Raw genomic sequence first — 15,796 nt, forward strand, 5'->3', positions numbered from 1 at the left:
TGTTACATCAATCGTTAAGCTAATCGTCGATACGCTTGGCACCATCGCTAGCTGTACAGAGATAAATATCGGCTTCTAGGCCTGTTTTTTCGGCATACTGTTTTTCTACAACTTCAACTACAGCATCGGTTAACGCATGATCGACCAGTGCGACCACGCAGCCGCCAAAGCCACCGCCAGTCATACGTACGCCACCGCGCTCACCGATAACATTCGAGATTATCTCAACTAGGTAGTCGATTTCTGTGGTGGTGATCTCAAAGTCATCTCGCATCGACCTATGAGACTGTGCCATTAAAAGGCTAACTTTGGCTATGTCACCAGACTCAAGTGCCCACGCCGCATTTTGGGTGCGTCTGTTTTCAGTGACAACATGTTTAGCACGTTTGTAGCAGTTGTCGCTTAAGTCCGCCTTTCCCGCCTCTAAGGTGGCAAGGTCAAGGTCGCGCAGTGACTCTAAGCCAAAATGAGCAGCAGCTTGCTCGCACTGTTCGCGGCGAAGGTTATATTCCGACTCAACAAGTCCACGCTGTACATTCGAGTTGATAATGATCAGGCTTAAGCTGTCGGGAATACTAATTGCTTCACTGTCGAGATCTAGGCAGTCGATAAGCAGTGCATGATCTTGTTCACCGAGAGCGCTGATCATCTGATCCATGATGCCGCAGGCGCAGCCGACAAATTGGTTTTCGCCGCGCTGAGCCAGTTGAGCGATAGCAAGTGGTGACAGTTTAATCTGGCTGCAATCATTGACGGCGGTACCGAAGGCTATCTCTAATGCGGCCGAAGAAGACAGACCTGCCCCCATAGGGACATTACTGACAACTGCGACATCCAGTCCTTTTGGCGCTAAGCCTGACGTGGCCATCGCTGCGGTAAAGCCTTTAAGGTAGTTCGACCAATGATTGGCTGTGGGTAGGCCTTCTTCACCGAAAACCCACTCTTCAATTTCACCGGGAAAGGCGTCCGATACGGCGCGAAACCGCAAGTCATCACGGCGTTTAACAACCACAGCCGTATAGAAGTTGATGGCGGCGGGTAGCACAAAGCCATCGTTGTAATCGGTATGTTCACCAATCAGGTTAACGCGTCCAGGGGCACAATAAAGCTCATCGGCTTGGGTGCCAAAAGTTTGCACAAACAGTTTGTTTGCTCGCAGAGCGGGATTGGACATAATCAAAATTTCCGAATGTTAATATGTTCGTTCAGTACAAAAGCATTGCAATACACTGAGTGGTAGCTGAGTTTGATTCTGATGACCAATTTAATAACAGCGGCAAACATTAAAATTTAATAGTAATGGCTTACATTTATTGAGCGGCAATGAGGCCTAGTTTTATGACATAGATTTTTTAAACCCATGTCATATTGTATCGCTCAAGATCCATCTAATGTTTTATATCATGACTTTGTAACTTGTGTAACTGAGTTTTTCTATCACAGCTTGATACCAGCTCCAATACCCGATATAGGGCACTGGAGCAGTAGTTTGCGGTTAGTCGCTAACGAGTTGGTTATTGATGCTCTGTGGCCCGAATACATATTTACTCAGGGCGAGGGTGACAAATATGGTGGCGGCCAAGGTAATAGCCATCATGTGGATAAAGTGCAGCGGACTCCATACGAAGGTAAACACCGCATACATTAGCACGCCAAACACTAGGCCAATCTTAATCGCTTTAGCGTTAACATCCTTAAAGACTAGGGCGCAGATAAAGGCTGCGAGTACTGGCATAGAGTAGAGACCATTTAGCTGCTGTAGCAGCGAGATGATACTAGACGATTGGGCAAATACCGGCACTAAGCACAATGAAATAAGGGTAAAGACTAAGGCTACTCGGGTGCCAATTTTTCGAATATCAGCATTCGGATTGATATAGTTTTGATGGATGTCGCAGGTATAAAGCGCTGCAGCTGAGTTCAGGCAAGAGTTAAATGAGCTTAAAACTGCGCCTGCCATCACAGCTGCAAAGGCGCCAGACAGCCAGCTAGGTAGAATATCACCAACCAGCTTGCCGTATGCAACATCACCTACATCACCATAAAGTTTGTAGGCCACAAGCCCTGGTAATACCACGATAATAGGAATAATTAGCTTCATGACTACAGCTGCATAGAGGCCTTTTTGCGCCTCTTCAACTGACTTGGCTGCTAGGGCTCTTTGGGTGATCACCATGTTGGTGCCCCAGTAGAAGATCTGAATGAAGATCATACCGGTTAATAGGGTATGCCAAGGAATATCTGACTGAGTATCACCAATCAAGGTGACACGTTCGATAGGGATGCCAGACAGATCCCAATTGACGGCGTTGAGTGCCAGATAGGAGACCACGATCCCCATGAGCAGCAAACCAATACCGTTGAGGCTATCGGAGATGGCTATGGCTCTTAGACCGCCAAAAATCGCATAGATGGCACCGACAACGGCAAAAATGATCGCTAGCATGGTTACTGATATAGATAAGCCAAACATAGACTTCATAAATAACGAGCCTGTGTATAGCACTACAGGTAATAAAATGAAGGCGTAGCCGAGCATAAACAGCACCGACACCATAGCGCGGATCCCCTTGTCTTGATACTTGCGCTCAAGCAGTTCGGTTGTCGTGGTGCAGTTATACTTGTAATAGATTGGGATCAGCCATTTTGCTAGTATGATGAGTCCCACCGCCGCGGCGATCTCCCACCAAGCGACTAGCAAGGTTTGTGCGCCGTTCATGCCCACTATCTGTTCGGCGCTGATGTTAGTCATCATCAATGAGCCAGCAACTACTACCCAGCTTAAGCCTCCGCCGGCAAGAAAGTAGTCTTTGCTGTCGCTGCTATCGCGGGTGACTTTGCGGCATTTTAGGTAGGTGATTAAACCTACCAAGGCGGTTAGGCCAAAAAATATAACCAGTTGAATAGTGTGTTCCATGTTGATCCTTAACCGTTATTTTTAGTTCTATATCCTTGGTTCGGCCATATCTGCTCGATGGCTATGATGCCGGCAGATATTGCCATTTATAGGCAGCATTAAGTTGGTTATCATCTAATGCTGCCCGCCTTCTTAGGGCGTTAACTATTGCAGGCCTCTAGCCTGCTTTTTTATATCTGTGTTAGCTGAAATGGGCTCTAGGCTAAAGCTGAAGCTCATCGCTTTTGGTGCGATACGATAGGGTGCGTGTACAGGACGCCCCCATGAGGTATCACCGCCGACGCCCATCTGTTTGTAATCGATAGCTGCCCGCCTTCTTAGGGCGTTAACTATTGCAGGCCTCTAGCCTGCTTTTTTATATCTGTGTTAGCTGAAATGGGCTCTAGGCTAAAGCTGAAGCTCATCGCTTTTGGTGCGATACGATAGGGTGCGTGTACAGGACGCCCCCATGAGGTATCACCGCCGACGCCCATCTGTTTGTAATCGATATTCCAGGTGACAAAATCTCGGATTGGGATCTCGGCGCCATGGTTCGCTGTCACTGGTACTAGCCCTGATGCTGAACCTTCGGCATCGCCGTCCCTAAAGTCGATATCTGCTTGAGCAAATGGCCACAGACTCGTTTGCAGCATTTCACTGTTCATGGTGGTTTGCGCAAGTAGGCCTGCTCCCTTGTTATTGGTTACGGCGACATAGCGTACATCGGTGCGTTGCCCAGTTTCCTGCGGGCGTGAATAGCGATGGAAGGTTTGCTCTATCGGCAGGGCATACCAGGCAACAGGATTGCCGGTTTTTCTATCGGTATAGGTCTCTTCGGGGCCGCGGCCAAAGTAGTGCATAAAGCGCACCTCGAAAGGGAGCCTTGCAGAAAAACCGAAGCGGGGAAGATCGGCAAGTTCACCATCTCCAGGGGTAAAGTCACTGCTGACTAACAGTTTGGCCTGATCGCTCACTCGATAAGAGGAGGTAAGCGTAAAGCCAAGCTTAGGGTGCTGGTGGGTAACCTTAAGCGCCGCATGCTGGCCTTTGCTGCGAGTGATGGAGACGAGTTCAAGTTCTTGCCCTGCGTCTTGCCACATACCTGCCCACTTAGGCATCTGGTTACCTAAGTCGTTATCGGTAGGGGCGCGCCAAAAGTTGGCTATTAACGGGCTCTTGAGTTGAGACTCTCCTTCGACTCGAATGTCAGTTAACCAGCCTGTGTCTTTGTTGAACAGATACTGGGCGTTATTTTTCCCTAATATCCAGCTATCACGGGTCTCCTTTATCGCATCGATGGTCTTTGCCGTTACAGGCTTAGCTGATTGCAGGGCGAATTGCTCGAAGGCTATTAGGTGATCGCTTGGTAACATAGGCTGAGGGGTATCGACCTTGACCTCTAATAGCAGTTGATACTCATATTGCGGGCTTTGCTGCATAGTCTTAATCGCAGACTCAGGCAAGGTAAAGTTGAGCACTTGGCTTGTATCCGCCTTTACTTGTGGCATCGCGACCAAGCCTTCGGCAACCGGACGTCCGTCTTGTTGCAATGTCCATATTAGGTTTAGCCCTAAGGTGTCGATAAAGTCATAGCGGTTGCTTAAGGTAAACGTCACATCTTGCTGGTTTCGGGTTAGTTCAGTTAGCTTGAGCGGCTGATAAACCTTCTTCACCTCAGATAGATGTGGGTGCGGGTTTCTATCGGGATCCACTAAACCATTATTTAGAAAGTTACCATCGGTAGGCATATCAGGATGATAGTCTTTACCGTAGGCCCAATAGCGCTGACCATTTTCATTGGTAAAGGCGAGGGATTGGTCGACCCAGTCCCAAATAAAGCCGCCTTGAAGCTGAGGGTATTGTTCGATGACATCCCAGTAATCTTGCAGATTACCGACCGAGTTGCCCATGGCATGGGCGTACTCAATCATAATAAGTGGCCTATCCTGATGCTCTTTGGCGTACTTTTCGATGCGCTCAATGGACGGATACATAGGGGCGACGATATCGGTATAAGCATGTTGACCGGCAGGCTCATACTGTACAGGGCGACTCGGGTCGCGCTGCTTAATCCAATCATAGAGCGCGGCAAAGAGTTTACCTTCTCCGGCTTCGTTGCCCAGAGACCAGATGATGATAGAGGGGTGATTCTTATCGCGCTCGACCATACGTTCGACTCGCGCTTGATGGGCTGGCAACCAGCTCATCTCATTACCAAGCTGGGTATTTTTATCGATAGCTAGCGGATGTGATTCGATATTGGCTTCATCAATTACATACAGACCATACTTATCGGTGAGGCTCAGCCAGTAAGGATCATTGGGATAATGGCTCGAGCGCACCGCATTGATATTGTTCTGCTTCATCAGGCGGATATCAGTTTCCATACTGGCTCGACTGACAACGTGGCCTGTATCGGGATCGGTTTCGTGCCTGTCGACGCCACGAATGGTGATCGCCTTGTTATTGACCAGTAGTTGACCATTGTTAATCTCGACTCGGCGAAAGCCCAAATGTTGGCTACTGGCTTGTAGCAATTCACCTTGGTTATCGTTAAGGCTGACAATTAGTTGATAGAGGTTGGGAGTTTCTGCGCTCCAAAGCATAGGAGAATTGAGAGGAAAATCGAACTGCCGTGTATCTTGCTTTGCCAGTTTAGCTATTTTCTGTTCACCGCGGCTAACCTCTACACCTTGAGGCGATAGCAGTCGATAGCTAAGGCTCACATCTTTAGCTTTGGCATGGTTTTCTAACTTCAGTTTAAGTGCAACTTCAGCCTTATCTAAGTTTGCCGACATCTGATATTGGGCGTCGATATCGCTAATACGCTGTTTCTCAGTAGCATACAGATAGACATCGCGCTCGATGCCACTGACCCTAAGCATGTCTTGGCTTTCTAAATAACTGGCATCACTCCAGCGAATAATCTGTAAGGCCAGTAGATTCTGTTCTTGATTTAGATAAGGGGTAATATCAAATTCTGCAGGGGTCTTAGCGCCCTGACTATAACCGACCTCCTGGCCATTAACGAAGGCGGTCAGCGCCGAGCGTGCGGCGCCAATGTGCAGAAATACCTGCTTGTCTTGCCAACTCTGCGGCAGATTTATCTCACGGCGGTAACTACCCGTCGGGTTGTGATCTTCAGGGGCATCGGGCCAGGTGGTGCTAAATGGGTAGCGCTCATCTAAATAGATGGCGTGGCCAAAACCTTGTGTTTCCCAATTGCCGGGAACTTGAATGCTCTGCCAGTCAGCAAGGTTGGCCTCTACTTGCGCAAAATCCTTTGGGGCGCTCGATGGATTGTTCGCATAATGAAACTGCCAGCGACCGTTAAGATCGAAGAAGTTTTCACTGTCTCTATACTCATCAGTGAGGGCTTTTTCTTGGCTGGAATAGCCAAAGAAGCTCGCATGGGGTGGCTGCTTGTTCTGCTCGAAGATTTGGTGGTTCTGCCATCTTAGAGGCGCATCACTAGCAAAGCTCAGAGGGCAGACTAAAAGGGCAACTACACTGGCGATAAGGCGGCAGGAGGTTACATTTTTGCTGGTTAATTGTCGGGTATTCATCAGGGCATGACTCTTCATTAATTATTATTTTATGATTTTGAAGTTTATTTTCGCTGCCAAACCACAGCTAAGTGTTTGCTGTCAGGGCTAACGGCGATACGAGAGGCATTCAGGTAATGCTCACTTGGCGCTGGAATAGGGCTAAGTATTTGCCAGTCTGCTTGCTGTTTCGAGGCAGAGTTCCAGCCGCGTAAATAGCCACTATCTATGTTTAATAGCCAATTATTCTGACTCCAGGCATAGTCTTCACTCGCGCTACTGGCAAGCGTAATTAATAGGCTATGGCTATTGTCTTGTGGAGAGAAGCGCTTAATCACTCTGTCGCCATCGAGCTGTTTATGCAGGTAGCTAAAGGCTTGGTCATTGGGAATGGCGTGGATGCTACGGCCAACATTTTCTACCACAAAGTGGCGCTCATCGGCAGTTTCGCCCTTAGGCTCGAAGTAGAGACTATAGGCATATCTTGCCCAGATAAGCGTGCCTAAACGCTCATCGCTAGCAAAGTAACCCGTTGGAATATAGCTATTGATGGCACGTTTGCGTGGACTATTGCTCGTTTGCTGCCAAACGCTTTGGTGAGGTACACCTTGCTCGACCACATACTTGAGCTGGTAGCTATCAGTGCCATTAGTGAAAGCTTGCGGTGAGTATTCACTCTGCTTGGGGGTGAAGGTCAGCTGGCTAAGAGTGCCGTCAGTGAGGCGATACTGATAGATATCGTTTTGTGCGTCTATTCGGTCGGAGGTAAACAGCAGGTTTTGGCTATCGGGGCTAAAGCTAGGTTGGTTATCGTAGCCATCGCGTTCAGTGACGGCTTTAGCCTCACCTAGGCTCCATTGCTGGCTTGTGTCGTCGTAATCGAGGGAATAGATCCAGATATCAAACCCAGCAGCCTGAATGCTGCTGGGAATAAAAAGTAGGCTCGCTAGAAATGCATAACCCGCCAGAGTAGAGTTTTTATTATTGTTTGGCATTGTATGTTATCGGTCATTAAATACTCGTTAACAAATAACATACGCTATAACAGGGATAATGTATACAATTAGCCCTTTTGTTCAGTTTCTAATGCATTCGCCTCATTTTTACGGTTTATCGCGTGGGGGTTATCTGGCGCAGCGCCACTAGGAGTCAGCAATTCTTTGACCAAATGCTCAACAAAACCCGCTCCCGCAGCTTCATAGAGATTATAAACACTGTGCACCCCAGACTCGCTCAGTGACTGTGCATCTTCTTTGTACTTGACGATAGCACTCAATTTACCTTGGTAGTCGAGAAGTTGTAATTGCTCGACGGCAAACTGGTTACCCACGTGATGAGGCATGGTCAGTAGTACGAGCTCTAGGTAGGGGGCTCTATCGAGCTTCTCCCAAAAGTCGGTATCCGAGGCATCACCTTGTACTACATTTCTGCCCTGTGAAATATGAAAGTCGACCAGTTCTTGCTTATGCTCGACGCCTAAGATCTCACCATCATAACGAGCCCTGAGTTCATCATAAGCACCAGAACCGATACGCCCCATACCTAAGATAAGAAAGCGTGGGTTGCCGACGGGGATCGGTCTATCTTCAGGGTGAAGAGGGTGCTTTTCTAAGCGTTTAAGTTTGCTTTGAAACTTCTGATATAAACGGCTAGAAGCGGTATTAAGCGGCGCGGCAAACAAGAAGCTAAAGCTGAGCGCAACAGCAAGGATCACCATCCACTGTGGTGGCAGCCAACCCTTTGAGGTTGCAACTGCAGCCACAATTAGGCCAAATTCGCTGTAGTTACCTAAGGTAAATGAGCTCATTAGTGCGGTACGAGAACGTAGCTTAAAGTGGGTTAATAAGTACAAAAATAGGGTGACTTTAATCGGTACAATAAGTACTAAAATCGCAGCCAAACCGATATCGGAGAAGGTCGGTAAGCCGTTAAGACCAACGGTTAAGAAGAAGGCGACTAAGAACAGTTCTTTGAAGTAAAACAGTGATTTTGCCAGCTCCGATGATTTAGGGTGACCCGCCAGTAAAATACCTATGACGAGTGCGCCAAGATCTGGTTTTAGGCCAACAAGTTCAAATAGCCCAGCGCCCATGACTAGCGCCATGACTAAGCCAAATAGCACTAATAGCTCACCGTGGCCAACACGGTCGAATGCCTTGTATATGAGTGGCTTTGCCAGCGGTAGTAACAGTAGTCCTAATGCCCAGTAGGAGGGGATATCGCCTTTAGAGATGGTGAGAAAGGCGACCGCAAAGATATCTTGCATGATTAAGATACCGATCGCGACGCGGCCATAAAGCGTCTGCATGTCACCCTTATCTTCGAGTATTTTGACCGCAAAAATGGTACTGGAAAAGCTCAGTGCGAAGGCGAGTAGGGCTAATTGCTCAAGCTCTAATCCGGTGAGTTGCTCAAGCCCTAATAACCCCAGCAGCTTTAATAGCGGAATAAAGAACAGCATAGAGCCTAATAAATGTAGGCTTGATCCTGCCCACACCTCGGCTTTAAACAGGCTGCGCAGATCTAACTTTAGGCCGATGGCAAATAACAGCAGAGTAACACCTAGGTTAGCCAGTTGCTCCAGCATGGGTAAACTGGACTCTTCGATACCAAACAGAAACAGCACAAATCCCGCAACAAGATAGCCAATTAGAGGGGGAAGTCCCACACGGCTAACTAACATGCCGCAGGCTAAGGTGATAATGAGTATGGCGGGTTCCATGATGCTCCTTTATGGTTGATTTACATCCAAGTACTTTGGGTATAATGATGCACCATTGTATAAGAAATTTATGAAGTTGAGCTGAAAAATGTGAATAAGTTTGAAGCCGCAAGGCTAGATTTTACAAGCTAGGGATAAAGAAAAGCCCAGCTTATCTGTTGATAAGCTGGGCTTTTAGAAGGGCGTGTTACAAGCAGTGTTATTTGCTGCTTAACGGCTTGTTACTTAACTGGCTTGTTATTTAACTAAGTGGTCTAGATGCTCGGCAAACGCCTTTGGTCGCATAAAGCCTGTGACACGTAGATCGTCACGGATAGCGCCGTTCTCGTCGAACATCAACAAGGTTGGTAAACCAAGTATGTTGTAGTGTTCAAGCAGTTCGATATCGATATCATCATTCTTAGTGACATCGGCTTGCAGTAGTACCATTTTGTTCATGCGCTCTAAAACCATCGCATCTTTAAAGGTGATAGCTTCAAACTCTTTACAAGCCACACACCAGTCGGCATAGAAATCTACCATCACCGTCTTGCCTTGTGCAGTTGCGGCAGCAACTTCAGTATGTAAATCTTCTAACGACTTAATACGTTTGAAAGCATGACCCTGTGCTTCACTACTATTGATTGCGGCGGTATTGCTACTAAAACCTAGCTTAGCCATTACAGCCTGCATGCCGTATGAAAAGCTTGCCAACAACGCTAGCATCAAGAGTACTGAGCGCACAGTTTGCTTCCAGTTAAACTCGGTGATTTTGTTCTGATGCATCAAGTAGCCAACGAGTGCGATGCCCCAGATTGACCAAAGCAGATCTGAGATAAAGCCCGGCCAGATCCGGCCTAGCATCACGATAGACACGGCGATGAGTAGGAAACCGAAGATAGTCTTGATGACATCCATCCAGCTGCCAGCTCTTGGTAAAAGCTTACCGCCAGATGTACCGATAATCAGTAGCGGTAAACCCATACCCATGCTCAGTACATATAGAGCGAGGAAACCCTGCATTAGATCGCCAGTTTGCGCTACATAAATCAGTGCACCAGACAGCGGCGCGGTAGTACAAGGCGAGGCAACAAGACCTGAGATAATACCCATTATGAACACACCAATAACGTTGCCGCCTTTTTGGTTATTCGAGAATGAATTCATCTTTTCTTGCCATTTAGATGGCAGTTTTAGATCGTACAGGCCAAACATTGAGAGACTTAATACAAAAAACAGTATAGCCAGTACGATAAGTACTGCCGGGTGTTGTAATGCCGCTTGGTACTTCATACCCGCAGAGGCCACAACAAGGCCTACTAAAGAGTAAGTAATAGCCATACCTTGCACGTAAACCATAGACAGGGTGAATGCTTTAGCAGTTGAAAGCTTTTTACCTTGGCCAACGATAATACCTGAAAGGATCGGGTACATTGGGAATACACAAGGGGTTAGCGCAAGACCGACACCTAAGCCAAAGAAGATAACTAAGGTCCAGATCAGGCTGTCGCCTGAAAGCATAGCGCTTAGGGTATCTTGTTGGGTAATCGGTGCGCTGGTGGCATCAGCAGGGGTTGCCGTTGCGTCAACACTTCCTAGCGACTTGTCCGAATCACTTAGCAGACCATCATTGGCGGCAATTTGAGTTAACTCAGCCGTTTTCTTAGTCGGTGGAAAGCAAAGTTTGCCCTCGGCGCAGCCCATAAAGGTGACATTTAACTTACCGCCAGCACTCGACTCTTTGATTGCGACTGGCATCTCGACGTAAGTGTAATAAACCTCTTGCTCACCAAAGTATTCATCGGTGTGAGGCTTGCCTTGTGGCAGTGCGATTTCACCTAAGACGGCACCGTCGCTGGCTTCGAATTTAAGCTTGTCGCGGTACATGTAGTAACCGTCGGCGATGACCCAGCTAATTTTGACTTGGTCGCCTTGTTGTTTAAAGTCGAACACAAATGCCTGATCGACAGGCATAAGCTCAGGCTCGCCCTTTAAAAAGTCAAACTTATTACTACTGAAAATACCCTCTGCATGTGCCAGTGGCGTCAGCAGCAGTAGTGAGGCTAAAAACAGGTTTATGATTCTTTTCATGGCTGTGTGGTTTCTTTTATCCAATCAAAATAGGCTGGCAATCCTTGGGTCACAGGGAGTGCGATTAGCTCGGGTACATCATAGGGGTGTAACTTAGAAAGCAGTTGCTCGATGGCATTGTAATGATGCGTTAAGCATTTTATGTGCAAAGCAAACTCTTGTTCTTCACATATCTGCCCCTGCCATTCATACACAGAGGTCACCGCTTGCGATATTTGTACGCAGGCGGCGAGTTTGGCTTCGACTAACTCATGGGCAAGCGTTTTAGCCTGCTCTTGACTCGGGTAAGTTGTGATAACTAACAAAAATTCGTTTTGCATGACACTATTTCTATTTTCCAACAGATTAAAACTGTATTAAGCCAACTATTGTATTGTGTCGTTCAAGTTACAATGGCTTCACTTAAAGCTAATGGTTTTTTAAAATCTAATCGATACTTTACGTCTTTTAACTTAGCCTTGCATTAAGGCGTGGCTAAAATAGTGATGCCAGTAGTTTTTGCTTACAATTACTCGGCTAATTGCAGCATCCATTAGGATTTATACTGTTAAATAGCAGCATCAAAACAGGCAGCGACTTGAAAGTAGACCGAGTCGCCCCAATTTAGTTTTCAACACCAGCAAAAAATGTGAGGTCAGTGTGTTTTTTATTTTGTTATTAATATTCGTGGTGGTTCCTGTGATGGAACTATCTGTACTGATCCGTGTTGGTGAGGTTTTGGGCAGCTGGACAACCGTTGCGCTGGTTATTTTTACCGCGGTAGTAGGTGTCTCTTTGGTGCGTAGCCAGGGTATAAGTACCTTGATGCAGGTGCAGCAAAAGCTGGCTCGTGGTGAAGCGCCGGGACAAGAGATTGTCGAAGGTATGATGTTAGCTGTGGCTGGATTATTACTGCTGATCCCAGGCTTTGTAACTGACTTTATCGGCCTGGTATTACTGACGCCATTTACCCGCATCCCTGTGGCTAAGTTCTTCTATAAGCGGATGCAGCTAAAAGTGCAGGCAAATGGTGGCTTCCAATCGGGCTTCGGTCCGGGGTTTGGAGCTGGAATGGGTCCCAATGGACACAATCCATTCGAGCAAGGTGGTAATTCACCTTTTGATCAAGGCAATACCTTTGACGGTGATTTTGAGCGTAAACCCGACCCGAGTGATAAACGCCCCGAGAGCCATCAAGTCAATGATGCTAGTAATCAGCCTCATAATGACAAACAGCCAAAGGCCTAACTCTGTTTGGGATTTCTAGGGTAGAAGCGATCGGCTTTACGTTCGATATGGTTAAATTTTCGGGTGTTCTTATAAGGTAGCTTCATAAAGCCTGACACCCCTTTGCCCTGGATCTTATCGACATGAGCCAAGATCCTATCTAGGCTGGCACGAAAGGCAGCCTGCTTTCTTGGGTTAAGTAGCCGCAAGTAGCTATGGATCTTCATATGGTTGGGCAGTACCTCAAAGATAATACAGCCAGTATGGTGAATTTGGTTGATCCAAGCCAACTCGGTCATGATCTCTTTTGGCAGTTCTAAGTTTTCCTCAGGGTCGCGACCATCTTCAAAATAGGAGTGCAATCGAGACTTATCTTCCAGAGAAGGCACGTTACCTACCTCAAATGGTAGCTGTTGATCACAGCCAGTAACGAAAGGTTGTGTGCTGTCTTCACGTTCAATATGCAAGGTATCTCGAGCATTAAAGAAACAGGCTTTAAATACTCCGATACGGCGGATCCCGCGAGCCAATGTCACCATGTTATTGACTGCAATTGTGATGGCATGTTTTTGCTCGGCCTTGTAAATCGCCAAGTTGGAGTCGATAAACACTCCCGTCTCGCGCCAATGAATGGCTAGCCCACCGACAATGGCGTACTGACTAAGGCGACCTACCGCAGCGATAAAGCCTTTCTCGGTATCTCCCATGCCAGCCATAAAGTTGCGGTAATACTTTTCAAGCTGCAGATCATCCATCTTAGCAATGGGATCATCGCCATTGTGTTCTTTTAAGAATGCCTTACGCGAGCTATAACTCACGGTCTCAACTTCTTTATCTCTAGGTAGGATCCACACTGGGATCTCAGCGGTTAGCGCTGCGGAATTAATCTCGGGCAGATGCAGGCGGTGACTGTGACTCATACTCTTTAAAAAGTAATCGCCAGCTTTTCTACGCTGCAGTGGGTTCTCGCTGAGCATGCCATCTAAGGTACGAGCCAGCTCAACAGGAAGGCCGATACTGGTCGGCGGGATCACCTTGCTACCAAAGCGGCTCGCCTGGCCAGAAGCGAGGGCGTATAGGGTTGCAGCTACACCTTGCTCATCAAATCTTGGGCTAGAAAGTGCGCCATTAAGTTGTTCGTCACCGATGAAGTAGACATCACCCATCCGAGCATTGGTATGTTGCTGATCGCTAGACATCAAGTCCATTACATTGCCATTGACCGGATTGCCTTCATTATCTCTCTGAGCAAATACAGCCGAGCCCCAGTCAATTAAAGACAGGTGTTGAGTGTTAACGTCATACACTAAGTTAGAAGGTTTGATATCGCCATGAATGAGCGGTCGACCGTTATGTAAATACTGTAAAATGGCCGCGAGTTGGCGAGCGATGTTCATCACTGTGGCAACAGGCAATGCGCCGACTCTAATGCAGAGTTGCTCTAGATCTTCCCCAGGAGCCCTTGCCATCACTAAGATCCCCTGTTTGCCTACATGCTCAAACTTAATCACAGGTGGTACATTAGGGTGAATGACCTGCGACAACATAAAGGCTTCCTCTTCGAGGCGGTCTTGAATATGCTGAGGTAGGGTAAGGCGAGAGAACTTAAATACGTGAGCCTGTCCGAGTTTATTCACTCCAGCAAACACGAAGCCATAGGCGCCTTTACCCACTAACTCTAACTCCTGATATCCCAACTTGCCGAGCTGCTGCTTACATAGACGGATCCAGGCTCTATGTTTACGGGCATCGTGAGCACCCAGCAGATAGATAGATTGCTCTTCTGAGATGTAAAAATGTTGAAGTTCAGGTGTTTGCAAATGAGATCCCTCTTGTGTGAACTCCATTAAATCAACAAGCTGCAATAAAGTCCAAGCTGATTCAATTTAAAGCAAGAGTCGTCGCTTATAAAAAGCCTGTATAAGTGACACCTAACCAATATTTTCGGGTTAGATATTGATGCATATCAAATCCATGAGAATAAGAGAAAGGTAACCTTTAACTCGTACTAGTATAAATGATATAAGCCGGATAAAAGGCTTGGATATCAACCAGAGGTGGCTATGTCAGGATTGGATAAATCACAGTTAATTGAATTACTCGAATACCCTAGGCGTCGAATCCTTCAGTCAATGGAACTGAATTATTGCCCTCATGCAGGGTTCTTTAATCACACCGATATGGAGTGCATTAATTGTCATCAAGGTATGGAATGTACCTGGATGAATCACAATGATGAAACCGTCGCGGTTGAGAAAAAGTCGGTAGAGGAGCTGAAGCAGCAACTCCTTGTGGCAGTTGATTTCATCGATTCGAGCTTAACGCCGCACCACTTGTCGCGTCGTCAATGTGAATGTGAAAACTGTGTATGGTTAAAGAGAGTACAGCAAGTGCTGAAGGTATAAATCAGTCGCTAGTTTTGACTTGATATTGAAAGTTAGGCGCCGCTGATATGTTTTGCTTCTGCTTAACTGTGTCTATAGAGTAAGGCCAAAGTGGTATACCCAGTCTTGAGTCATTGCCTATTTCAGTGAGAGCTAACTTCAGTGAGATCTTACCCGTTCTTAGCTGATGATATTCAAGTGCTAGGTCATACCTTGGTTTTCTTTGATATGGACCTTGAATATGCAGCCAAGTTTTTGGCACGACAAATGGGATGCCCAGCAGGTTGGCTTTCATTTGAGTGCAGTTAATCCCCTTCTTGTAAAATACTGGCCACAGCTTGAGCTCGACGCAAATGCTCAGGTATTTGTTCCTCTGTGCGGCAAATCATTAGATATGTGCTTCTTGGCAGAGCAGGGCCATGAAGTCTTGGGCTGCGAGTTAAACGAGTTAGCAGTGCAGCAGTTTTACCGTGAAAATGAACTTGCTTTTGACATTTCTACACTAGCTGAACACCAACGTTTTCACACCGAACAAGTCACCATCTATCAGGGCGATATTTTTAGCCTCGATGCTGCTGAGATGCCAAATACTCAGGCGTTTTACGATCGCGCCGCCCTGATTGCTTGGCCTGAAGAGATGCGTTCAGCCTATGCTCGGCAACTCGCTAAGCTCGTTCCTGCCAATAGTACTGGTTTACTTATCACTTTAGATTACCCGCAGGCAGAGCTCAATGGGCCACCCTTTGCCGTATCCGATGATTGGGTACAGGCAAACCTAGCCACAGACTTTGAGATAGAGCGCTTATCGAGTGAAGATGTGCTCAGTGAGAACCCTCGCTTTGTTAACAAGCAGGTTTCATGGCTGACAGAGTCGGTTTATAAGTTAATACGGAAAGGTTGAAAAAGCAGGTTCTAGGGAAGTAGGTTCTAGGTTTTAGGAAAGGCAAAGACGGTAAAAACCGGGTAAAGCAAG

At 47.0% G+C, this 15,796-nt stretch carries 12 protein-coding genes; 3 read left to right on the forward strand and 9 right to left on the reverse strand.

Annotation, left to right across the window (positions count from 1 at the left end; genetic code table 11):
- Positions 1-19 precede the first annotated feature (19 nt).
- From galK to cutA, 8 genes are all read right to left on the reverse strand, one after another.
- Positions 20-1,174 carry a galactokinase gene (gene galK / locus SPEA_RS03080; RefSeq protein WP_012153843.1) on the reverse strand — a complete coding sequence of 385 codons (1,155 nt, stop codon included), beginning with the start codon at positions 1,172-1,174 and terminating at the stop codon, positions 20-22.
- A 321-nt stretch (positions 1,175-1,495) separates the two neighbouring features.
- Positions 1,496-2,917, reverse strand: a complete 1,422-nt coding sequence (locus SPEA_RS03085) for a solute:sodium symporter family transporter (protein ID WP_012153844.1) — start codon at positions 2,915-2,917, stop codon at positions 1,496-1,498.
- 144 nt (positions 2,918-3,061) lie between these two features.
- Positions 3,062-3,250 (reverse strand): beta-galactosidase small subunit-related protein, encoded by a 189-nt coding sequence (locus SPEA_RS23495; protein ID WP_223296597.1) that lies wholly within the window; start codon positions 3,248-3,250, stop codon positions 3,062-3,064.
- Positions 3,247-6,462: a glycoside hydrolase family 2 TIM barrel-domain containing protein gene (locus tag SPEA_RS03090; protein ID WP_223296561.1), complete on the reverse strand. Its 3,216-nt coding sequence runs from the start codon at positions 6,460-6,462 to the stop codon at positions 3,247-3,249. Before SPEA_RS03090 ends, SPEA_RS23495 begins: the two co-directional genes overlap by 4 nt.
- A gap of 44 nt (positions 6,463-6,506) precedes the next feature.
- The gene (locus tag SPEA_RS03095; protein WP_012153847.1) at positions 6,507-7,436 is read right to left on the reverse strand and encodes a TolB family protein; all 930 of its coding nucleotides are present in this window, start codon (positions 7,434-7,436) and stop codon (positions 6,507-6,509) included.
- Between the two features lie 68 nt (positions 7,437-7,504).
- Positions 7,505-9,163 (reverse strand): cation:proton antiporter domain-containing protein, encoded by a 1,659-nt coding sequence (locus SPEA_RS03100; protein WP_012153848.1) that lies wholly within the window; start codon positions 9,161-9,163, stop codon positions 7,505-7,507.
- 237 nt (positions 9,164-9,400) lie between these two features.
- On the reverse strand, positions 9,401-11,233 hold the full coding sequence (locus SPEA_RS03105; RefSeq protein WP_012153849.1) for a protein-disulfide reductase DsbD: 1,833 nt from the start codon (positions 11,231-11,233) through the stop codon (positions 9,401-9,403).
- Positions 11,230-11,553 carry a divalent-cation tolerance protein CutA gene (gene cutA / locus SPEA_RS03110; RefSeq protein ID WP_012153850.1) on the reverse strand — a complete coding sequence of 108 codons (324 nt, stop codon included), beginning with the start codon at positions 11,551-11,553 and terminating at the stop codon, positions 11,230-11,232. Before cutA ends, SPEA_RS03105 begins: the two co-directional genes overlap by 4 nt.
- A gap of 319 nt (positions 11,554-11,872) precedes the next feature.
- On the opposite strand from cutA, the gene SPEA_RS03115 reads away from it, so the two are divergent.
- Positions 11,873-12,460, forward strand: a complete 588-nt coding sequence (locus SPEA_RS03115; protein WP_012153851.1) for an FxsA family protein — start codon at positions 11,873-11,875, stop codon at positions 12,458-12,460.
- Here SPEA_RS03115 and SPEA_RS03120 read toward each other — a convergent pair.
- On the reverse strand, positions 12,457-14,259 hold the full coding sequence (locus SPEA_RS03120; protein ID WP_041411256.1) for a serine/threonine protein kinase: 1,803 nt from the start codon (positions 14,257-14,259) through the stop codon (positions 12,457-12,459). The two genes, SPEA_RS03115 and SPEA_RS03120, sit on opposite strands and share 4 nt — an antisense overlap.
- Positions 14,260-14,502: 243 nt before the next feature.
- Between SPEA_RS03120 and SPEA_RS03125 the strand changes: the two genes are divergently transcribed.
- Together SPEA_RS03125 and SPEA_RS03130 are read left to right on the forward strand one after the other, a co-directional pair.
- Complete coding sequence (locus SPEA_RS03125; RefSeq protein WP_012153853.1) at positions 14,503-14,844, forward strand: hypothetical protein; 342 nt, start codon at positions 14,503-14,505, stop codon at positions 14,842-14,844.
- A gap of 220 nt (positions 14,845-15,064) precedes the next feature.
- Positions 15,065-15,724: a thiopurine S-methyltransferase gene (locus tag SPEA_RS03130; RefSeq protein WP_012153854.1), complete on the forward strand. Its 660-nt coding sequence runs from the start codon at positions 15,065-15,067 to the stop codon at positions 15,722-15,724.
- Positions 15,725-15,796: the final 72 nt, after the last annotated feature.

It is taken from the genome of Shewanella pealeana ATCC 700345 (genome assembly GCF_000018285.1).
Lineage (GTDB): Bacteria > Pseudomonadota > Gammaproteobacteria > Enterobacterales > Shewanellaceae > Shewanella > Shewanella pealeana.